This window comes from Moorena sp. SIO3E8, from assembly GCF_010692445.1.
Lineage (GTDB): Bacteria > Cyanobacteriota > Cyanobacteriia > Cyanobacteriales > Coleofasciculaceae > Moorena > Moorena bouillonii.
This window is the reverse complement of sequence record NZ_JAAHHM010000018.1, coordinates 13,148-34,971: the sequence shown is the minus strand read 5'-3', so window position 1 is coordinate 34,971 and position 21,824 is coordinate 13,148. Positions and strand designations below refer to the sequence as shown.

Here is a 21,824-nt window from a genome sequence, read left to right as displayed (position 1 = left end):
TCCTTTTTCAGCATGATTTGAGGAGTAAATAGTCAAAAATTATAGTTTTTTCGACTATTTACCTATTTTTCAATTGATGAATCATTAAACTCCATAATCCGACCAACGTTTTATCCTCTCGCTCTCGTTTTTATGAAATTTTTAACATTTCACCCTTTGTGGCATTGTTAGGCTTGGCAAGGGTAATGATTCAGCTATCAGCAGTCAGTTATAAGCTAAAGAGCAGATTTCTGCACAAATAGGATCACCACCACCATTACATCCCTTACCAATCCCTTGCCATTAAGTTTTATTTAGAATCCCCTAAAACCTCCTTTAAAGCATGTAACACTTGCTCCACATTCTCTCGCCGAGAGTTATAACCCATTAAACCAATGCGCCAGACTTTACCTGCTAATTCACCCAAGCCGCCACCAATTTCCATGTTGTAATCATCCAGCAGTTTGCGGGTAACTGCCTTGCCATCTACCCCCTCTGGTATCCGAACCGTGGTCAAGGTAGGCAAACGAAATTCTTGCTCCACGTGACATTCTAGACCCAAATCAGCCAAACCTTCCCAAAGCAATTCAGCATTAGCTTGATGCCTTTCCCAACAAGCGGTTAGTCCCTCTTGAGCAACCAATCGCAAAGCTTCGCGCAAGGCGTAATTCATATTAATTGGAGCTGTGTGGTGGTAGGTGCGCTCCTCACCCCAATATTTGCTCAACATCGATACATCCAAATACCAATTAGCAACTTGGGTACGACGCTGGTGGAGTTTTTCGAGGGCACGAGCTCCCATGGTGAAAGGGGAAATGCCTGGTGGACAGCTAAGCCCTTTTTGGGAGCAACTATAGGCCAGATCAATCCCCCATTCATCAATAAACAGTGGCACCCCACCTAAACTGGTGACTGTGTCAACCAGCAGCAAGCAATTGAAATCTCGGCACAACTCAGCCACACCCTCAAGGGGCTGACGCGCACCGGTTGAAGTTTCAGCATGAACCAAAGCTAATACAGCAGGACGATTGGTTTCCAAGCCTTCTCGGAGTTCATCAAGGGTAAAAACTTGCCCCCAAGGCTTCATTAGTTTACGGACATCAGCGCCATAACGACCAGCCATATCCACGAGTCGGTGTCCAAAGTAACCATTAACCCCAACTAAAACCACATCACCTGGTTCTACTGCATTGGCTAGAGTAGCTTCCATTGCCGCACTACCAGTCCCACTCATGGGAATAGTCATCGGGTTATCAGTTTGCCAAGCGTAGCGGAGTAAGGTTTGCACTTCGTTCATCAGTGCGATGAAACGGGGATCCAGGTGACCAACTGGGGGCAGTCCCAAGGCTGTTAATATGGAGGGATGGGCATTAGATGGCCCGGGTCCGAGTAACAGCGTCGGAGGCATATCTATATCGGTCAGGGAGACGCGATTATTATCTTTGATTGATGGAGTTGAGGTCATTTATTATATTAAGTGTTTAGTAAAGTAAGAGTTAACCAAAATAAATAATAACCCGAACGTGGCTATCCCCGTCTTTTAGGAAGTAAGGCGGGACAGGAAAACCCCTTCAGCCTCAAGCACAGAGGGGATTAAAGAGGTTAACAAAACCTAATCTGCATAGGATTCGGAAAAGATGCCAATGGCAATGGTGAGGTAAGCAGTTAAGCTGATAAGCGCGTTTGTATTTTATAGGTGAACATACTTCCTTAGAGGTTGTCTGAGAAGTCTAATTTGCTACACCTAAGCCCCCTAAATCCCCATCTGTAAAAAAGCGAAGCATCCGCTAATTCCTCCCAGAATTGGGGGGTTAGGGGGGCGGGGGACTTTTACCAGCAAATTGATTCTTGTTCCCCCCAGAATTGGGGGGCTAGGGGGGCAAAATTCAGTATCAAAAAACTTTTCAGATATCCTCTTAGGGAAAGGCAAGAGGCAAGAGTTAATCAACTATAGCGTTTATCATAGCTATGAGGTACACATTATTTTTTCCCTCTTCCCTCTTCCCTCTTCCCTCTTCCCTCTTCCCTGCTCCCTGCTCCCTGCTCCCTGCTCCCTGCTCCGAAGTCCCTAAAACCCAGAGATTTGTACCTCATGGGTATAAGAATTGCTAGATAGAGTTATTTTGGGTAATGAAAAAAACGGTAATTCCTTTTTAGAATTAATTTAAAAACGCTATATGCATTTTTAAGACACAACAGTTTACTAAATACTTTAGGATAAAAACAGTAATTTTAAGCTATTTTGTTGACCTATAAATGCAGGGCAAAGGCATCTAAATTATGAAACCTTTATCCACTAAAAAAATAAACAATAAGCTGGGTTTATCATTAACTAATTAATTAGTTAATGATAAGCCTGAACTCTGAAACCCCTTATACCTGGGTTAGCCGGTTGGTAGGTTGAACGTGATGGACTTCGTCCATCACGTTCAACCGAAAAGTAGGCTAGAAAAGAAAAAGATTCGCGATCTGCACGCTTATGCGATGGACGAAGTCCCGCTTTCAGCGAACGCATGTTTGGTAAGCATATAGATTCAGGATAAATACTGTGGTTTTTAAGATTGCTTTATTAGGATTAGGGACCGTTGGTACAGGAACAGCAAAGATTTTACTCGACACAGCTGGACGTAACCCACTACTGCAAGGGATAGAAATTGCCAAGGTAGGAGTGCGATCGCTTGATAAGCCCAGAGAAGTGCAACTACCACTGGAGTTGATGACAACTGACCTAGAAGAAATTGTCACCAACCCAGAGATAGATATTGTAGTAGAGCTACTGGGAGGATTAGAACCAGCGCGATCGCTTATGCTCAAGGCGATTGCCCAAGGTAAACATATTGTCACTGCCAATAAAGCCGTTATTTCCCGCTATGGGGATGAAATTTTTGCGGCGGCGGAAGAGGCTGGAGTCTACGTCATGTTAGAAGCAGCAGTTGGGGGGGGTATCCCAGTAATTCAACCCCTCAAACAGGCATTGGGAGTGAACCGTATTCACAGTATTACTGGCATTGTTAATGGTACTACCAATTACATCCTGACCCGGATGCAACGGGAAGGGGGAGAATTTGGCGATATTCTGGCTGATGCCCAACGGTTGGGATATGCTGAGGCTGACCCCACTGCTGATGTGGATGGATTAGATGCCGCTGACAAGATTGCTATTTTAGCTTCTATTGCTTTTGCAGGACGGATTAATTTATCTGATGTCCACTGTGAAGGGATTCGTCAGGTCAGTGCAGCAGATATTGGTTATGCTGAGAAGCTGGGGTTTGTAATTAAACTCTTAGCTGTAGCCAAGCGAGACCCCATGGCAACTGGGGATAACCCAAAGTCTGAAACTATTCAGCTGAGGGTACATCCTACCCTTGTTTCCAAAACTCACCCCCTTGCCAGTATCAATGATGTTTACAACGGGATTGTGGTAGAAGGCGAACCCATTGGACAAGTGATTTTCTCTGGTCCTGGTGCAGGTTCTGGTCCGACAGCCAGTGCGGTGGTGTCGGATATCTTGAACATTGCTGCTGTCCTCAAAAGCGATCGGGAAGCCAAGCAACTACATCCTCTACTTAGTTGTGCTCATCAGCACTATTGTACTGTTGCTCCTATTTCAGACCTGGTCACCCGCTTTTATGCACGGTTCCTTAGTCAAGACCATCCTGGTGTAATTGGGCATTTAGGCACCACTTTTGGCAAACATCATGTCAGTTTAGAATCTGTGGTGCAAATTGGTTTCCAAGGAAACTTAGCAGAAATTGTGGTCGTCACTCATGATGTGCGTGAAGGGAACTTCCGACAGGCTCTAGATGAAATTCGGACTCTAGAGGCAGTGGATAGTATTCCTAGCATTTTAAGAGTGCTCTAAAGCTTCACTAGTTGAAGGTTGAATAGTTGAAGGTTGAATAGTTGAAGGTTTACTCTTTTAGAGGGTTGAGGGAAGTCCTTGGCCAAAAGGCCACGCTACGCGAACGGGGAAAGTTCAAAATATAGCCATTCCCGAAGGTTAGGTTGTTTGCTTGAAGTCTAAAATTTGAAACCGTTTACCTCTGGCCTAGTCTTGATCTATGACTCAATCGTTAACAATGAATCTAGTGCGCTGGCTCCCAATTGTTTCCACAATTTTTTGGCTAGTGACCCCAACTGTTGCTACTTCAAACTTGGGAACAACGGATTCCTATTCTGGTTCTTTATCTGTAGATGATAGTTGGCGATCCCAAAGCCAGTTAAATTTCACAAATTCCACACTTCAACCAGCCAACCTGCAACCTTGGCCAAAAGGCCACGCTACGCGAACAACCCTGACAGTAAAAACAGTACAACAGGCACAAAACACAGTAACTCAAAACACAACTATAGAGGATATTTGTCCACCGCCAGTGCTCTCTCGCTTAACTCGCCACCAAGTGGCTGCAGGTGAAACCGTCGAGAGTATTGCCAACCAATACAATCTTGAAGAGGCTACACTACTTAGATTTAATCGAGCCTTAAACCGGCAGTCAATGCCAGTGGGGCAAGAGATTTTGATTCCGCCATTCAATGGCATCTTGGTGAATGTGCCATTGAATGCCACTTGGCAAGACTTAGCAGACGCCTACGGTGTCCGTGCTGCGGTTTTATTTGAGTTAAATGGTTGTAAAAAACCCTCTAAGCAAGCCTTTATCCCAGGGTTGAATTCCCTTGGCATCGGTATTCCCACAGCAACGAGGGAAACTCCGACTGTAGATAGCTACACGGGATTGACTAATTATCCCTTACCAGCTGTGGCACGGATAGGACTGGATTACGGCTGGCGGCAAGAGGCTGGTGAGGATGAAAAGAAGTTTCACGCTGGTGTCGATTTACTGGCACAGGAAGGTACTCAGGTTTTTGCCAGTGATAGCGGTATAGTTGCCTATGCTGGACCACAAAACACTTATGGCAATTTGGTAGTGATTAATCATGAGGGAGGACGCCAAACCCGCTATGCTCACTTAAACCGTACTACTGTCAGTCCAGGTCAGAAGATTAATGTTGGACAGTTATTGGGGACAGTGGGGACTACAGGAAATCCTGACATTAACCAACCCCATCTACATTTTGAGGTTCGTTTGAATTCCCCTGGGGGTTGGGCAGCACAAGATCCAAAATTGCATTTGAAAATGACTCCATAGTAAGCATTGAGCTGACCAAATTGATCGTGGATATCCAATAGTCAGCTATTGCTGATCCTGATATAAACCCACTTTCCGCACTTCATTTTGTAGCACAAAAGAACTATCGAGTGCGATCGGCGAAGCCGCGCCAAAGGCGATCGCAAATTCTCTAATATAATCCGAGTAAAAATACTTAGTTGACCGAGAGTTCGCTGGTGCTTGCCGCGAACTTTTTTCAACTGAAGTTCTTACGTATAAATAAACTAAAGCATTATATCCCTGTAGGGTGCGTTAATAACGCTACACCATAAGCGCGTTTAGATGCCAGTTTTGCGTAAGTCCTATTCAAGTTATGGTCAATTGTCGCAAGTTGAGGGGGTTTAACCCCCCATATCTAATATCCCTTCATAGCTTAATATCTAGCCAAGATTCCAACTGCCTACATTCTAAGGGTGTTGTTGTCGAACTCTTTACCTACTCCTGAGCAGGAAGAAACTAGCTCAAATTCCATAGCCTCTCAGGTGTGGAGTGAGGCAATTGAGGATCACACAAGGTAACAGGCATCATCATCATTCACAATTCGGGATCAGGGAGGCTGTTCATGGGATTGCTCAACAATTTGAGTATCAGGTCAAAACTTATATTTATGTTGCTGGCTCTGAGCACTTGCTCGCTGTTCGTGACTGCTTATATCGGTTATCGGAGTGGTAAGTCTCATCTGAGCCAAACAGTATCAAACCAGTTAACCAGTCTACGAGCTTCCAAAGCAGATCAAATAGAATCATACTTTGAAGATATTCGCTATCAGACCCAGACCCTAAGTGAAAACTTAATGGTGGTCGAGGCGATGCAGGAATTTAAGACAGCCTACAACCAACTGCAACAATCTAGGACAGCAACTGATACACCAACTGATTTAGAGGACACCCTCAAGGAATACTACCGTAAAGAATTTTTAACCGAACTAGCGGAAACTAGCGACGGGAAGCCTGTATTAGAATCCTACTTACCAGAAACCTCTGCGGCTCGTTACCTCCAGTACTATTACATCGCCAAGAACCCCAACCCAGCTGGGGAGAAACATCTCCTAGATGATCCAGAAGACAAAAGTGAGTACAGTAGTATTCACACCCGCTACCACCCAATTTTTCGCAACATTGTTGAAAAGTTTGGTTACCAGGATATGTTGCTGATCGATCCTAAAACCGGTGAGATTGTCTACTCAGTTTTTAAAGAAACGGACTTTGGCACCAATCTCACCACTGGACCATACAGTGATAGTAACTTGGCTTTCGCCTTAGCCGACCTCCGAAAAGCCAAGGGAAAGGATTATGTGCAGATCTTTGATTTTGATTCCTACCGTCCTTCTTTTGGAGCCCCAGTAGCATTTATTGCTGCTCCCATCTATGACGGCTCCCAATTTATAGGTGTTTTGGCATTCCAGCTTCCGGTTAATCAGATTAACAATGTTATGACAGGTTACCGTAAATGGAAGAGTAATGGTCTCGGGGATACAGGAGAGATCTATCTAGTCGGAGACGATTATTTGATGCGATCAGTTTCCCGTTTCCTAATTCAAGAGCCGACAGCTTATAGTAAAGCCTTGCGAGAACAGGGTGTAAAGGAACAGATCCTGAAGCGAATCGAGCAGTTTGGTACATCAATTCTACAACAGCCAGTCAAGACAGAAGCTGTAAAAGCAGCCTTAGCTGGGCAAGAAGGTACCCAAATTATCAATGATTATCGGGGTATTGAAGTTTTGAGTTCCTACGCTCCCTTAAACATCGATGGATTGGAGTGGGTTATCCTCTCCAAGATGGATCTTGCCGAAGCCTATGCCCCAGTTTACGCCTTTCAAAAGAGAGTTTTGGTTTCAGCTGCCTTGATCATACTGCTGATCACCCTACTTGCTATGGGGCTCGCCCATCTGTTTGTCCAACCAGTTAGAACTTTAATTGCTAGCGCCCGAAAAGTGAGGGATGGACAAGTTGATGCGGTTGTGAATATAGACTCGGAAGACGAATTTGGGGAGTTAGCTGAGTCATTTAATCAAATGGTTGGCAGCTTACGCACTCAAACTAAACTAGTCGAGCAGAAAAATCGCGAAAATGAAAAGTTACTCACAAGTGTATTTCCCGACTCCGTAGCCAAACGTCTCAAACGGGGAGAGACAAACATTGCTGAGAGTGTTTCTAATGTTACGGTTTTGTTCTGCGACATTGCTGGATTCGGCAAGCTCTCTAGATCCATGGATACCCATGAAATCATTGCAATTCTTAATGATCTAGTAAGTCTGTTCGATCAAGCCACGGCAAAATACGGCATAGAGAAGATTAAAACCATTGGTGACAATTACATGGCAGTCTGTGGATTATCAATCTTACATATAGACCATCAAAAACGTGCGGTAGATTTTGGCTTAGAAATACTAGCATTGACCCACAGATTCAGTCATGAACGAGGATTTGACCTAGACCTTGAAATCGGTATCCATTCCGGAGATATTGTTGCTGGTATTGTAGGTCGAGAAAAAGTTGTGTACGACGTTTGGGGCGATACAGTCAATGTTGCCAATAAGCTGATGTTTTACTGCCCAACGGGAGCTATATTAGTGTCTCAAAATGTCTACAACAGTCTCCATGATATTTACGACTTTGAGCAGGCTGAGGACATCACACCTAATGGTAAAAATCAGCAGAAAGCTTGGTTGTTAAAAACTGCACAGGAATTAGTAGGTTCAACAGTTTAGACATAGGCTTTGCCCAGTTTTTTCCAATTATTAAAGACCCAAGGGTAATGGGGAATTGCTAATAGGGAATTGGTAACTGAACAAACTAGACTTGATTACATTCTTTTCAGATTACCATAATACACGAAATTAAGAACCCCCGCGCGAGCATTATCCCGTGGGGGATTAAAACTTGTTCAGAGGGTTAACCCTCTTGTTCAAGGGATAGTAAAAGAATGGGACAAGGAGATTGTTTTGATGAGCAAAGTAATATGGCAAAACGATTGGTTTATCTGGGCAATAGCCTTAGGGATAGGGTTCCCGATCCTAGTAATTATTCTCACAGAAATTACTCATCGTCTACAAAGACGCGGTCAGCCTCTAGCAGTTACGCTCCGCCTAGTTCGTAACCGTGTCTTACCCGTCTTAGTATTCCTGCTATTTATCCAGAATGTGCTTGAATTAGACCTGGACAACAATCTTGTCAAGCTTGTCGAGACCCTGGTCTGGATATTTGTTATAGACGCCTCTCTGTCTCTAATCAATTCGGTGTTGTTTGAAGCCGCTGGAGAAAATACATGGCGAGCACGGATCCCAAAACTACTCCTAGATTTGTCAAGATTTTTTTTGGTAGCCCTTGGTGGTGCCATTGTGCTATCGAGAGTTTGGGGAGCCGACCTCGCTGGTCTGGCTACTGCCTTGGGTGTGGGTTCTATTGTGATCGGCTTGGCCCTTCAGGACTCTCTGGGTAGTGTCTTTTCTGGCATTACCCTACTGTTCGCTCGTCCCTTTGAAGTCGGTGATTGGTTGCAGATTGGAGACAAAGTTGGTCAGGTCATTGATATGAATTGGCGAGCTGTTCACCTGTTAACCCGCACAGACGACATGATTATTATTCCCCATCGGGTACTTGGGGGAGAAATAGTCCTCAATTACAGCAAACCGAAACGCCTTCATGTAGAAACCTTTAGGATTGACTTTGACAGTGATGATCCACCCAACCTGATTAAGCAAGTACTAAAAGAAACCGCGCTGGCCACAGAAGGGATATTGAGTGATCCTTCCCCAGAGATCCGCACCATGGAATATAACGACTATCGCGGTAACTATGAGGTTAGGTTTTGTATCGAAGACTATCAGGATGCCCCCAAAATCCGTGAACAGTTGATGACCCGTATCTGGTATGCAGCCCAACGCAACAATCTTGGACCTACCATTCCGATCTATAGACTCCGTAAACTCGATAGTGAACCTAATCAGGCAGATAGCACTTTGACGAAGTTTACCGAGAGCCTGAAGTCAATACCTGTCTTTGTTCCTGTAGCTAAACAGCAAAAGAACTTGGAGAATTTCTCGAAAGGAGCAGTCCTACAACATTTCGGTGTGGGAGAAACAGTGATTCGTCAAGGGGATCCTGGTCATGCTTTGTACATTATTATTGCTGGGAAAGCTGTAATCACCGTCAAAGATAGTTATGGTGAACAACAGGAGGTGATGACTCTGTCAAGTGGTGAGTTTTTTGGGGAAATGGCACTGTTTAGCGGCAAACCAAGCTCCGTATCCGTATCCGTTGTGGAAGATTTGCAAACTATTGCGCTTTATTCAGCTCTGGTTAATCAGATGATAGAAAGTACACCAAGTCTTGCCCGTGAAATCGGTCAAATTATCGAAGCACGACGGAAAGCGATAGATGAGGTGAAACAAGTCAATCTTGCATCCAGTCTTGCATCTAGTAATGGTGCGGAGTTATCAAGTCAAGGTTAAGTTGACTATCAATCCCTCATGATGCGATTGGCCTTGGCCTTTGGGCCACGCTACGGGAATGGCCACGCTACGCGATTCACCGTAGGTCACGCGGGGCGCGTTCCCATAAGCAATAAAGGGGGACTGGACTACTAAGAAGGTGGAGCAAATGGTAGTTTAATCGGGGCAGCATCAGTGGGATCCCAGTCTATGTTGCTGATTGCATAAATCAAGTTTATCTGGATTTTAGCGCTAAAAATACTTACCCATAAAGCATTTCAGTAATAATCGGTAATGGGTAACAAGATAATTGGTAATTGTAATTGCTGCTGAGCCATTACCTAGTTACCCATTACCCATTACCTAGTTACCCATTACCCATTACCTAGTTACCCATTACTCATGCCAAGCCATGCTTAATACTGGAATCCCTAAGGTTCTAGTATAAGCGACTCAAGACATAGTCGCTCAGATCAATCAGAGCCTGCTTGGATTCTGAGGGTTTCAACACTGATATATTTTTAACTGCTGCCTCAGCATATTTGGCAGCCATTTCCCGCGATCGCTGAATTCCTTTACTCTCCGTGACCATTACCAAGGCTTGTTCTTTATCCTCCGGCTGGGCAAACTCTCGCTCTATGAGCACCTCTAGGTAGGGTTTTTCTTCGAGGGCAAATAAAACTGGTGCTGTGAGGTTTCCACTTACTAAATCTGACCCTGCAGGCTTACCTAAAACATCTGTCGATGCTGTAAAGTCTAGGATATCATCTACAATCTGAAACGCCAACCCCAAATTACGTCCGTAGTGATATAAATTTTCGGCTACCTGATCTGAAACACCACTTAGACATCCTGCTGCTTTAGAACTATTAGCCATCAGTGAAGCTGTCTTGTTATAAGTCTTTGCCAAGTAGCCTTCTATAGTTGTCGTGGTGTCAAATCGACTCAGTCCTTGTTGGATTTCTCCCTCTGCCATATCTTTAATCACTTCAGAGAGTAGCTTAACTACCTCTAAGTTATCCAGATTAGCCAGATACCAAGCCGATTGACCAAACAGAAAGTCACCAGCTAGCACAGCGATTCGGTTATTGAACAAGCTATTAACAGTAGGTACGGTGCGGCGTACCTCTGACTCGTCTATCACGTCATCATGCACCAGAGAAGCGGTGTGAATCATCTCAGTAATTTCTGCTAGACGTCGATGACGTGAGGTAATGTTGGAGTTGGTTATCGTTGCCCGTGAGACCAACAATACAATGGCTGGTCGTAACCGCTTTCCCCCAGCTCCGAATAAGTGTTCAGCTGCAGCGTATAAGATTGGGTGACTGGCACCAATCAGGTTTTTTAAGTTTTCACTCAATAGATACAGATCTGCTTCTACGGAAGCAAAAAGGGAGGTCACTGAGGTCATGTGATCAGCCGACTCAGAAGTTAGTTACGAAAGTTTACATATTTCTTTCTTAATTCTAAGCTAACCGTCCCCGATAGGAAAATTTTGTTGAGTTTATGGCATAACTGGAAGGAAATATGAGTAATTGTATAGACTTGTTAAGTCTGTACCGATCTCGGTATGGCTACCCAGGATTTTTGTGCTATCCTGAGAATTGAGGGTTTAAAAGATTTAACATACTGAATTCCAAATGTGGTAAGGGGAGAGTTAAATTCGGTGATCCCACCATAGTAAAGATGTTGGCTTAGGCAAGACAAGCCTCTCTATCCCGTCTATATCTCAGTATCTCTACTGAGTCAACTTGTAAAGCAGACATAACCACCAAGAGTTGCCTAATCGGGAGCCTAAGTCGAGATAATTCTCACCTTAAGATCAGGAGTTACCTAGGGTTGGGTGGTTAGGGTCAATTGCGCCAAATACCTGTATCCTATACCTTATTATCCGCAACCATATCCTAAAACCATTAGAACTGTAAGGTTTTAGGATTGCTTTGCAGCAGATTTCTCTATAAATTTGCATCTACCTGTCTCTTGTTCACTCTTATGTTATACATTGATATGTCGTTAATGATCCCCCTGCTAGCTACTGGCTACTTAATCACAATCTATGTGCTGTTAACACTAGCCCAGCGTGTTCAACGTTCTCCAAGGTACTTTACTAATCCCATTAAAAACGCCTTGGCTACTCGTGTGCCAACTGAGTCAGCATCCGAGGTCAATACGGTTAAGGGATGGTCTCAAAGGTCTCAAAGTTAATATCTTCCAGCATAACCCGTAGCCTATTCATCGGCGATTTTTCAACTTCCCATGGGCTAGCTTGGGTAGGAAGAGTCTTGAAACATGGCGCTTACATTACCAGATTGTCTAAACAGATTCTGAGTTTACCCAAAAACAGATAAACGCAAATAGTTATGACCACTTTCTGTGTTGATCTGTTTGACTATGAGATTTTGACTTGTCATAGTCTACTTGCTGAGTCAAGTATATCTTAGGGATAGTCCAATATACAAGGTTGCCATCATCAGGACTGATACTGCCTTGGGGGTAAAGTTATACTTTACCCCCAAGGCTAATGGCCTAAGGGAGAATTGATTCTTGGGCTACACAAACTAATCCCACAAATTTTATAGTCTCTGTGCTTGGCTACGACGATTAGAATATCACCACGCAGACTTTGTTTATCAAGTTGATCAAGCCCTAGAATGGCTTCTGTGGTGGGGGTGCAACGGTAAATGAAATAGCCCTGGTGGTGGCAGAAAGGAAGAGGAGAAACTCTCCCTTTTTTCCCTATGCCACTATAACAAGCATTAGTCTTGGGGAACCATCACCATGGAAATGTTTCTCCTGGTTCAGTTAGGTATAATTAAGGATTCTATTGGTTTCATTATCCCAACAAGGCTTTGGCTTTAGCGACTACATTTTCAACCGTGTAACCAAACTTTGCCATAGCGACGCCACCGGGAGCAGAAACACCAAAGCGATCAATGCTAATCATATCCCCCTCGGTCCCCAAGTAACGGCACCAACCAAAGCTGACACCAGCTTCGACCCCTAGGCGCTTGGTCACTGCTTTGGGCAAGACGGATTCCCGATAGGCTTCATCCTGGGCTTCAAAAAGTTCCCAGCTTGGCATGGAGACAACACGGACTTTCTTCCCTTCTTCTCGCAACTGCTCAGCCCCTTGGACACACAGTGACACTTCGCTACCAGTACCAATCAGGATAATGTCAGGAGTGCCATCGCTGTCAGAGAGGACGTAAGCCCCTTTGGTCGCGGCTTCAATGGAACTACCAGCTAGGTTAGGTAGACCTTGTCGGGTAAAGGCGAGGAGAGTTGGAGCATTACGACGCTCAATAGCTACCTTATAAGCCCCAGAGGTTTCGTTGCCATCAGCAGGTCGAAGGACTACCAGATTTGGTATAGTCCTTAGGGAAGCAATGGTTTCAACCGGTTGGTGTGTCGGACCATCTTCACCTAAGGCTACCGAGTCGTGGGTCATTACCCAAATTACCCCAGCTTCTGATAGAGCCGACAGGCGAATTGCTGCCCGCATATAGTCGGTGAAAATCAGGAAGGTGGCTCCATAGGGAATCAAGCCAGAGTTGTGAAGGGCAATGCCATTGCAAATCGCTCCCATACCATGTTCCCGGACGCCAAAGCGTAGGTTCCGGTTTTCATATTGCCCTTTCTGGAAATCCCCAGATATGTTCAATAAAGTGAGATTGGAGGGAGCAAGGTCAGCTGAACCACCAATCAATTGAGGCAGTACGGGGGCAAGTGCATTGAGAGTGGCTTGAGAATGTTTACGGGTTGCTACTCCCTTGTCTTCCGGCGTGTAGGTGGGTAGGGCTTTTTCCCATCCTTCCGGGAGTTGGCCACTGGTAATTTGCTCAAATTGTGCTGCTTGTTCAGGATACTTTGCTTTGTAATCAGCTAGGGTTTGATTCCAGGCAGTTTCCGCTTCCGTACCCCGTTCCACAGCTTTCCGTAAATGGTTGAGAGCATCATCTGGAACTACAAAGGGTTCATATTCCCATCCCAGGTGTTTGCGAGTGGCCTCCACTTCATCCCCACCTAAAGCTGCACCATGGACAGCATGTGAATTGGCTTTGTTAGGAGAACCATAGCCAATGGTGGTGGTTACCTTAATCAAAGACGGCTTATCTGTTACCGCTTTGGCTGCTGCTATGGCATCATTGATAGCTTCAAGGTCAGTGTTACCACTTTCTACATGTAGGACGTGCCAGCCATAAGCTTCAAAGCGCTTACCCACATCCTCAGTAAAGGCTAAGTCCGTAGAGCCGTCGATGGAAATATGGTTGTCATCGTAGAGAGCGATGAGTTTGCCAAGTCCTAGGTGACCCGCTAAAGAACAGGCTTCACCAGACACCCCTTCCATGTTGCAACCATCACCAAGGATGACGTAGGTGTAATGATCGACAATGGTAGCATCCGGTTTGTTGAACCTAGCAGCTAAGTGAGCTTCTGCCATTGCCAAACCCACACCATTGGCAATTCCCTGTCCCAATGGACCAGTAGTGACTTCAACCCCATCGGTTTCAAAGTTTTCTGGGTGTCCAGGGGTGACCGATTCCCACTGGCGGAACTGCTGAAGATCGTCTATGGTTACACCATCATAGCCAGTTAGGTAAAGTAAGGCGTATTGCAACATACAGCCATGACCAGCCGACAAGATGAAGCGATCGCGGTTGAACCAATTGGGATTTTTGGGGTTATACCGCATAAAACGGTCCCAAAGCACGAATGCCATAGGAGCCGCCCCCATGGGCAGCCCAGGATGACCAGACTTGGCCTTTTCTACAGCATCAATCGCCAAGAAGCGGATGGAATTGATGCAAAGTTCTTCGAGAGACTGGGTTGCAACGGCCATAATTTCTGTTTAATGGATATGTGTGTACTATGGTCTAACAAGAATTTGTCTGAGTTCAAACAAGGGTGGCTCTCGGTTGACCCAAAGGTACTTTCTCATAATCCCATTACCGGGATCAATCAGCAAGAGATAGGGATTGGCTCAGAATGAAGGATGTTCGCCGGATAGTTTCCCTTGTAGGGTAGGATGAAGCATCAAGGATGAAAACAATCCATAAAGCGTGGGTGGGAATATGGGTTACTCAGTAAATATCATTAACTAGTAGTTGTAACTACTAGTTTTTTCCTTGAGCTACCTTCACCCAATGCCTACCCTAATATAAAGGCTACCCTTTTGGTTCTCCTACGGAGTAAGCCGTTAACCATTCAAACTTTATTCCCACTTTACCGGTATTTTTTGAAGGCTAGGGTTACATTATGACCGCCGAACCCAAAGGAATTGGATAGCACTACTTCTACCATCTGCTGGCGACTAGAATTGGGTACGTAATCCAAATCACATTCAGGGTCTGGGTTGTTCAAATTTATCGTTGGTGGAATCTGGTCATGGGCAATTGCCATCACTGAAGCCACTGCTTCAATGCCACCAGACCCTCCCAACAAATGACCTGTCATAGATTTGGTGGAGCTAATTGCTACTTTATAGGCATGGTCTCCTAGGGCTTTTTTAATCGCTGCTGTTTCGGTTTTATCATTAGCAGGTGTGCTAGTGCCGTGGGCATTGATGTAGCTAACCTGTTCGGCCGTCAACCCAGCATCCTTCATCGTCAGTGCTATAGCCCTTGCTGCTCCTTCGCCACCTGGGACAGGGGATGTGATGTGATGGGCATCACAGGTCATGGCATAGCCGACGATTTCGGCATAAATTTTTGCTCCACGACTGACGGCATGTTCTAGTTCCTCTAGGATCAGAATCCCAGAACCTTCTCCCATCACGAAGCCATTGCGAGCGATATCAAAAGGACAGCAAGCTGACTCAGGAGTATCGTTACGAGTAGATAAAGCTCGTGCTGATGCAAACCCAGCCATTGCTAGGGGAGTCACCGCCGCTTCAGCACCGCCACAAATCATGGCTTGGGCATAGCCTCGCTGGATTAAGCGAAACGCATCGCCTACGGCATTAGACCCTGCGGCACAAGCAGTAACTGGGCAACTATTGGGTCCCTTTGCTCCCGTATGAATTCCTGTTTGACCAGCTGCCATGTTAGCAATCATCATCGGGATCATAAACGGACTACAGCGGTCAGGTCCACGTTTAATAAGAACTGTTTCCTGGTCTTCCAGTACCTTCAGACCACCGATGCCAGTGCCAATCATTACACCGACCTGTTCTGCGTTCAGGTCATTGATCTCAAACTGGGCATCAGCTAATGCTTGCTTACTGGCAGAAACCGCAAATTGAGCAAAGCGATCCATACGATTTGCTTCCTTACGCTTCATGTAGTCCTGGGGATCAAAGCCCTTCACCTCGCCAGCAATACGACAAGCATGCTTGGAGGCATCAAATAAGGAAATTAAACCAATACCATTGCGTCCGTTTAACAACCCTTCCCAGTACTCAGCCACAGTGTTGCCTATCGGCGTAATTGCACCGAGACCTGTAACAACGACCCGTTTTTTCTCAAAGTTTGTCATCATGCCATTAAAACTAGGCTTATCGACCGTGAACGCAGAACTTGCGGTAATGAATCAGGCTGATCAAGCTGGAGTTTCTGCTCCTGCTCCTACTTTTTCCTCAATGTAATCCACAGCCTTTTGAACAGTGTCGATCTTTTCCGCCGCTTCATCAGGGATTTCGATATTGAAAGCTTCTTCTAAGGCCATCACCAATTCAACTGTGTCTAAGGAGTCAGCGCCCAGATCGTTGGCAAAGCTGGCTTCTGGCTTAACCTCCTCCCCATCAACGTCCAACTGTTCTGAAACGATATCCTTAACTTTATCGAAAATTTCGCTCATATAAATATTCCTCAGCCTTTTTAGCTAGAACCTCTCAAGCAGTACTTACTGAATTTTAGGGGTTTTATGATCTTATCCGAAAGAGGTCTGATCTTGTAGATAGGTAATAATGCTTGTTTGGCATGACACCACTTCCCTTAATCATCAAAGGCTTTGGTGCCTTTGTTCCCCGTATCATCGTATATCAATGTCCTCAACACTCAAGAACTGCTTAGTTGGAACCACAATTCCATAGCTGACCTAGAGACATCCTTAGGAATTGTACACCAAACCTCGCCAAACTGCTGCTGCTTTGACCTGACATGACCGTTGCCTTCCGAGAGTTGGCCCAGCACGTTAGAGCGGGTGCATCTCATTATTTGTAAAAAAGTTGCTAATGGTGCGCACAGAAGACGAGCTCGCCAAGACGCAAGCTGTAGCCAGTTTTGGGACAGTGCCTCCCATAACGCACCACCAGGTCAAACTGCAAAAGCGATATAGAGGTGCCGTGGCGAATTAAATTACGGGTCAAACGCACCATTACGGTCATGGGGGAAATTCCATGACCGCGCTGCATCAAGACAATGAGATCCACCCCGTTACAGCTTCATGGGCAGAATTTCGGCATCGGAGCTCACCCTGTTAATTCACGATGGTCGGTATTATAAATTTTCAGCTGTTTGTTATTTTTGTCAAGCTAATGAAATAAAATTTTATAAAAAAAACGAGTAGGGGGAAGCTGACTTCTCAAGCCTTCCTTAAACAGAGCGGTAGACTCTTTGCATATCGGGGATCTTAGTCACCTTTAAAGAGTCAAAAAGCCTAATGCTTATGGGTTTTACGGAGTTGCGATCGCCCATGATCGCCCATCGTAAATCCATTAAGTCGAGCTTAGTATCAGTATGAATACTTAATACAGTACTTCTACCAATCTTAATACAGTACTTTTACCAATTCTTAGGTTATCCCAATTCTTAGTGCTGACAAGGGTACACATTTATTTTATCTGAGCATCTAAGCATCTGAGCATCTAAGCATCTGACCATCTGCATCTATAAGTCCTATTTTGAATAATTGGTATTAGTTTATGGGCTAACTAACCAATCTCTACTAAAAGGGCAGCAGTAAAAAAAATTTGTTTTATCAAGAGGAGCTTTTCAAAATACACGACTTAGGTAAAATTGCTCGTAATATGAGTTTTGGAATGAGTTAACTCAGTTAGCTTAATTATGTATTTACACGGTTGTCGTGCTAGGTCACGTTGATGCTAAAAGTGATGTAATTACTTTACAACGAAGCTCTCATGAATTCAAGTCTCAGTTTTTGGTTATTCAGCTGGTTTTTATTAGCTATTTATGATTTTAAACCAAAAAATCATACTCTCAAAGATAGCAATCAAATCCAAAACTTATTAATCTATTGGTTTTTTTTTATTTTAAATAACTATGAAGCCATTGAACAAGATATTAATTTGGCTAATGATAAAATTAAGTGGCTGGAATATGAACTCAAAGAAAGTCATCAGCAAATTATTGGGATAATCAATAAGTTTATTGTAGTTAATAACTCCTTAAGGAGCTTCCATAAGAAAAATGTCTCACTGCAAGAGAGGGTTGAACGGCTGGAGCTGGAAAAGCAGGCTTTTCTTGAAGAGCTTGATGGGGGAGTAGAAACTTCAAATTGGGATTATCAAGCCTGGGAGTTGATGGTACAGAAAACCAAAGGAATAATTGTGGAGCTAAACCAAGTCAAGACGGAAGTTAAATCACTCCTCAGACAAAACAAACAATTGGCATGGGACAAAGCATGCTTAGAAAGGCAACTTGAGTTGGAGAGGGCTGAAAATCAATGCCTGGCTATAGAAAAACAACAAATAAATCATCAAAAAAACATCTTGGCAGGTAAACTGAGGCAGAAGCATATTGAAACTCAATCCCTACTCACGGAAATCGAAGCACTAAAGATGTAAAAACCAAGATGTGTTGATGATAAATTTTGATCAGTCTACAAGCTTAAAGCAGGACAGTTACGGTCATGAGTAATATCCTGTCCGGTTGACTACTTATAATTCTGGGGTTTTCGTTAATTGAAAATTGAAAATTAACAATTAACAATTAACAATTTTAAATTCATGGGCATAGGCTCAACCATTTTATAAGTGATTAACCGGACTTGATCTTACCAATTACGAATTCCAAAATATTGACTCTACCAGGTTAAGTTAGTAGCCAAATAGTACCACAAACTATTTTATAGTTAAGTGATGCTTGAGCATACAAATAAAACCAGGCAATAGCCAATACAAAATAAACAATGCTGATGGGTATAATTTATTCAAGTCATTAGTAACCCGTCACTGGGGCTAGCCCCAAGGGTACCAGAATAAACTAAACCCCGCTGTGTGTCCAGAGTCAAAATTGCCCCATCCCGAATCAATTGGGTCGCATTCTTCACCCCCACAATTACTGGCACACCTAAGCGTAAGCCAATCACTGCTGCATGGCTAGTTATACTATCTTCCTCAGTGATAATTCCTGCTGCCTTGCGAATAACTTCCACAAATTTGGCATTGGTTGAAGGAGCCACTAGGATTTCTCCGTGGTTGAAGTTAGGTAAATCACCATCAGTGCCAGCCACCCGAGCAACACCACTTACTGATCCCTGACCAATACCAACTCCCTGACCCAAAACTGCTTTGACTACTTCTACTTTAATTAAGTCTGTTGACCCAGCCACACCTTGGATTGTCCCCGCCGTCATGACGACCAAATCTCTTTCTGTTAGAAGCTGTTTTTCCTGAGCCACACTCATTGCGGCTTGGAAGGTCTGACCAGTTGAGGGTAAATCCAGGACTAACAAAGGTCTGACCCCCCAAACTAGCTGGAGTTGTCGAGCCACATCTACATGGGGTGTTACTGCTAATATGGGAGTCTGGGGTCGGAATTTAGAAACATTCCGTGCTGTAGCACCAGTTTTGGTCAGAGTCATGATGGCTGCTGCATCTAACTGCTCCGCAATGTGACCAACTGCCTGGGATATAGCATTGGGAATGGAACGGCTGGTGTCACGAGCATTACCGATAATCTGTTCTTGCTCAATGCGCACCGCAACCGTACCCATGGTCTTTACAGCTTCTACTGGGTATTTACCAACAGCTGTTTCGTTAGAGAGCATGACTGCATCAGTGCCATCAAGGATAGCATTAGCTACATCAGAAACTTCTGCACGAGTTGGTCGCGGTGAGTGAACCATACTGTCCAACATTTGAGTGGCAGTTATCACTGGGATTCCCCGTCGATTGGCTGAGGCAATCAGTCGCTTTTGTAAGATTGGTACATCCTCTGCTGGTAGTTCTACCCCTAAGTCACCCCGAGCAACCATCACCCCATCGCACAGGGAGATAATTGCCTCCATTTGCTCAATGGCTTCATGCTTTTCAATTTTGGCAACGACGGGTACCTGCTTGCCAGCACTGTTAATCAGTTCTTTGACTTCCAAGATGTCCTGAGGATTCCGAACAAAGGAGAGTGCTACCCAATCCACACCCTGATCCAAACCAAACATTAAATCTCGTCGGTCTTTATCGGTTAGAGCTTTGATGGATAGGTAGACACCAGGGAAGTTAACTCCCTTGTTATTTGAGAGGGGTCCACCGACGGTAACGGTACAGTGCAAGGCTCGTTGCTCTCGGTCTACCTCATCTACCCGCATCTCAACTTTCCCATCGTCTAATAGGATGGTGGCTCCCACAGGCACTTCGTCCGCTAGGGGTTCGTAGGTAACTGAACTGATTTCCTGTTTACCAACCATCGATTTGCTGGTTAAGGTGAAGCGATCGCCATTGTTGACAACAATGGAACCGTTTTCAAACCGCCCCAAGCGAATTTTCGGTCCTTGCAAGTCTTGCAGGATCGCTACAGGCTGATTGAGTTCAAAGGCCGTCTGGCGAATCAGGCGAATATTGCGCTGATGGTCTTCGTGGGTGCCATGGGAAAAATTAAGTCGTAAAGTGGTGGCACCAGCTTGAATTAGTGCCTTGAGAACATCTGGGCTATTGCTCGCAGGGCCAATTGTGGCGACAATCTTTGTCCGACGTAGGGAATTTGGCGATTGCATAAACGTGAAAGGGATTAGGTTGGTTTCCCGAACAACACCTTAGCATGGCACATTACTGTTTTTTGTCTGATATTAAGTTTTCCTAAATATCTTTACAAAGACTTGTTATGAGTCATCAGTTATTAGTACCAAGCCAGGTTTAATAAGATTCGGTAAACATTCCCCAATCTACACTAAGTGCGGTTAGTAGGGGATGAATTTCCAGTTAAAAAATTTTTGTCGTAATTAAGTTGTAATAAATAAGATATTCCGGGTTAGTCGAGCCTAATTCACCGGTTACTTTTGCGGTATTGGATCCGGTAAATCCGGTTGTTGGCTTCTTCTGTGACTAGCAGACTGCCATCTTTTAGCACCAGCAACCCAACTGGACGTCCCCAGGTGGTTGGTCCTGAGGAATCGATTAGAAAACCAGTCAAAAAATCTTCATAGTAGCCGAATGGTCGTCTATCAGTTTTAAAGGGAATAAAGACAACCTTGTAACCAGTGCCTCGGTTACGATTCCAAGAGCCACGAAACGCTACAAAGGCACCGTTACGATACTTTTCTGGAAAGGTCTGTCCATCATAAAATTGTAATCCTAGTGCTGCTGAGTGCGATTGGAATAAAACATCGGGAGTTCGGGTTTGGGCAACCAGTTCAGGTTTGATGCTTTGACCATTGCGGGTTTGACGGGGATCGATGAGATGGGGGGCTAAATAGGCATAGGGCCAACCATAGAATTCCCCTTGGCGAATGCGGGTGAAGTAATCAGGAACTAGGTCATCTCCGATCAGATCTCTTTCATTGACGGTAGTGTAAAGTTCACCAGTAATTGGGTGAAAGTCGAGACCGACCGGATTACGTAAACCATAGGCAAAGGTCTGTTGGTTTGACCCGTCCAGGTTCATCACCTGTACCGATGCTCGGGGTAAAGGTTCCCTATCGACATTAGACCGTGAACCAATAGAGACGTAGATTTTGTTTAGGTTGGGAGACACTACCACATTGCGGGTCCAATGCTGGTTGTAGCCACCACCAGGAAGGTCAGCAATTTTTTGACCTTTGCCAGTGAGTTGGTCTTGACCTTTAGTGTAGGGAAACCGGATTACAGCATTAGTGTTGCCCAAGAAGAAGTATTGATCAGCAAACGCCATGCCAAAGGGAATATTTAACCCATTACTGGCATTAGCAAAGGTTTTTTTGACATCAGCAACTCCATCACCATTGCGATCGCGCAATAAACGAATACGATTTGCCCGAGTTTCTGTGACCAAGATATCCCCAGTGGGAGTAAGTGCTAGCCAGCGGGGACGGTCTAACCCATCAGCAAATACGTTCACTTGGAAACCCGCTGGTACTTTTAGGCTTGGGTTGGA

At 44.7% G+C, this 21,824-nt stretch carries 15 protein-coding genes; 6 read left to right on the top strand and 9 right to left on the bottom strand.

The genetic code is table 11. The annotated features are described in order from the left end of the window. Positions 1 to 289: 289 nt before the first annotated feature. Positions 290 to 1,444 (bottom strand): alanine--glyoxylate aminotransferase family protein, encoded by a 1,155-nt coding sequence (locus tag F6K46_RS09595; protein ID WP_293061303.1) that lies wholly within the window; start codon positions 1,442 to 1,444, stop codon positions 290 to 292. Positions 1,445 to 1,947: 503 nt separating this feature from the next. Here F6K46_RS09595 and F6K46_RS09590 point away from each other — a divergent pair. From F6K46_RS09590 to F6K46_RS09570, 5 genes are all read left to right on the top strand, one after another. Next, entirely contained in the window at positions 1,948 to 2,091 is a 144-nt protein-coding gene (locus F6K46_RS09590) for a hypothetical protein (RefSeq protein WP_293061301.1), read from the top strand. Between the two features lie 436 nt (positions 2,092 to 2,527). Beyond that, complete coding sequence (locus F6K46_RS09585) at positions 2,528 to 3,841, top strand: homoserine dehydrogenase (RefSeq protein ID WP_075901628.1); 1,314 nt, start codon at positions 2,528 to 2,530, stop codon at positions 3,839 to 3,841. 217 nt (positions 3,842 to 4,058) lie between these two features. Beyond that, positions 4,059 to 5,126 (top strand): M23 family metallopeptidase, encoded by a 1,068-nt coding sequence (locus F6K46_RS09580; RefSeq protein ID WP_081431270.1) that lies wholly within the window; start codon positions 4,059 to 4,061, stop codon positions 5,124 to 5,126. Positions 5,127 to 5,787: 661 nt separating this feature from the next. Further along, a complete protein-coding gene (locus F6K46_RS09575; protein ID WP_293061298.1) occupies positions 5,788 to 7,857 on the top strand; it encodes an adenylate/guanylate cyclase domain-containing protein in 2,070 nt (689 codons plus the stop codon). 237 nt (positions 7,858 to 8,094) lie between these two features. Next, entirely contained in the window at positions 8,095 to 9,600 is a 1,506-nt protein-coding gene (locus tag F6K46_RS09570; protein WP_293061297.1) for a mechanosensitive ion channel family protein, read from the top strand. Between the two features lie 418 nt (positions 9,601 to 10,018). On the opposite strand, the gene sds is transcribed toward F6K46_RS09570, so the two are convergent. The 6 genes from sds to F6K46_RS09540 form a co-directional block, all read right to left on the bottom strand. Further along, positions 10,019 to 10,990 (bottom strand): solanesyl diphosphate synthase, encoded by a 972-nt coding sequence (gene sds / locus F6K46_RS09565; RefSeq protein ID WP_293061295.1) that lies wholly within the window; start codon positions 10,988 to 10,990, stop codon positions 10,019 to 10,021. A 1,422-nt stretch (positions 10,991 to 12,412) separates the two neighbouring features. Continuing rightward, a complete protein-coding gene (gene tkt, locus F6K46_RS09560) occupies positions 12,413 to 14,419 on the bottom strand; it encodes a transketolase (RefSeq protein WP_075901638.1) in 2,007 nt (668 codons plus the stop codon). A gap of 383 nt (positions 14,420 to 14,802) precedes the next feature. Further along, positions 14,803 to 16,053, bottom strand: coding sequence for a beta-ketoacyl-ACP synthase II (fabF, locus tag F6K46_RS09555; RefSeq protein ID WP_075906326.1), 1,251 nt, complete (start codon positions 16,051 to 16,053; stop codon positions 14,803 to 14,805). Positions 16,054 to 16,116: 63 nt separating this feature from the next. After that, positions 16,117 to 16,374: an acyl carrier protein gene (gene acpP, locus F6K46_RS09550; RefSeq protein ID WP_075901640.1), complete on the bottom strand. Its 258-nt coding sequence runs from the start codon at positions 16,372 to 16,374 to the stop codon at positions 16,117 to 16,119. 200 nt (positions 16,375 to 16,574) lie between these two features. Continuing rightward, positions 16,575 to 16,730 carry a hypothetical protein gene (locus F6K46_RS09545; protein WP_158069694.1) on the bottom strand — a complete coding sequence of 52 codons (156 nt, stop codon included), beginning with the start codon at positions 16,728 to 16,730 and terminating at the stop codon, positions 16,575 to 16,577. A gap of 17 nt (positions 16,731 to 16,747) precedes the next feature. Continuing rightward, positions 16,748 to 16,930 carry a hypothetical protein gene (locus F6K46_RS09540; RefSeq protein ID WP_143727718.1) on the bottom strand — a complete coding sequence of 61 codons (183 nt, stop codon included), beginning with the start codon at positions 16,928 to 16,930 and terminating at the stop codon, positions 16,748 to 16,750. 726 nt (positions 16,931 to 17,656) lie between these two features. Between F6K46_RS09540 and F6K46_RS09535 the strand changes: the two genes are divergently transcribed. Beyond that, a complete protein-coding gene (locus F6K46_RS09535) occupies positions 17,657 to 18,322 on the top strand; it encodes a hypothetical protein (protein WP_293061292.1) in 666 nt (221 codons plus the stop codon). Between the two features lie 365 nt (positions 18,323 to 18,687). Here the strand turns inward: F6K46_RS09535 and pyk are convergent, their stop codons facing one another. Together pyk and F6K46_RS09525 are read right to left on the bottom strand one after the other, a co-directional pair. Continuing rightward, positions 18,688 to 20,469, bottom strand: a complete 1,782-nt coding sequence (gene pyk / locus F6K46_RS09530; protein ID WP_293061290.1) for a pyruvate kinase — start codon at positions 20,467 to 20,469, stop codon at positions 18,688 to 18,690. A gap of 269 nt (positions 20,470 to 20,738) precedes the next feature. Beyond that, positions 20,739 to 21,788, bottom strand: a complete 1,050-nt coding sequence (locus F6K46_RS09525) for a sorbosone dehydrogenase family protein (protein ID WP_366510748.1) — start codon at positions 21,786 to 21,788, stop codon at positions 20,739 to 20,741. Positions 21,789 to 21,824: the final 36 nt, after the last annotated feature.

Coding starts and splice junctions, on each gene's coding strand:
- F6K46_RS09595 (WP_293061303.1), bottom strand. CDS start 1,444: ATGACCTCAACTCCATCAATCAAAGATAATAATCGCGTCTCCCTGACC.
- F6K46_RS09590 (WP_293061301.1), top strand. CDS start 1,948: ATGAGGTACACATTATTTTTTCCCTCTTCCCTCTTCCCTCTTCCCTCT.
- F6K46_RS09580 (WP_081431270.1), top strand. CDS start 4,059: ATGAATCTAGTGCGCTGGCTCCCAATTGTTTCCACAATTTTTTGGCTA.
- F6K46_RS09570 (WP_293061297.1), top strand. CDS start 8,095: ATGAGCAAAGTAATATGGCAAAACGATTGGTTTATCTGGGCAATAGCC.
- sds (WP_293061295.1), bottom strand. CDS start 10,990: ATGACCTCAGTGACCTCCCTTTTTGCTTCCGTAGAAGCAGATCTGTAT.
- tkt (WP_075901638.1), bottom strand. CDS start 14,419: ATGGCCGTTGCAACCCAGTCTCTCGAAGAACTTTGCATCAATTCCATC.
- fabF (WP_075906326.1), bottom strand. CDS start 16,053: ATGACAAACTTTGAGAAAAAACGGGTCGTTGTTACAGGTCTCGGTGCA.
- acpP (WP_075901640.1), bottom strand. CDS start 16,374: ATGAGCGAAATTTTCGATAAAGTTAAGGATATCGTTTCAGAACAGTTG.
- F6K46_RS09545 (WP_158069694.1), bottom strand. CDS start 16,730: ATGAGATGCACCCGCTCTAACGTGCTGGGCCAACTCTCGGAAGGCAAC.
- F6K46_RS09540 (WP_143727718.1), bottom strand. CDS start 16,930: ATGCAGCGCGGTCATGGAATTTCCCCCATGACCGTAATGGTGCGTTTG.
- F6K46_RS09535 (WP_293061292.1), top strand. CDS start 17,657: ATGAATTCAAGTCTCAGTTTTTGGTTATTCAGCTGGTTTTTATTAGCT.
- pyk (WP_293061290.1), bottom strand. CDS start 20,469: ATGCAATCGCCAAATTCCCTACGTCGGACAAAGATTGTCGCCACAATT.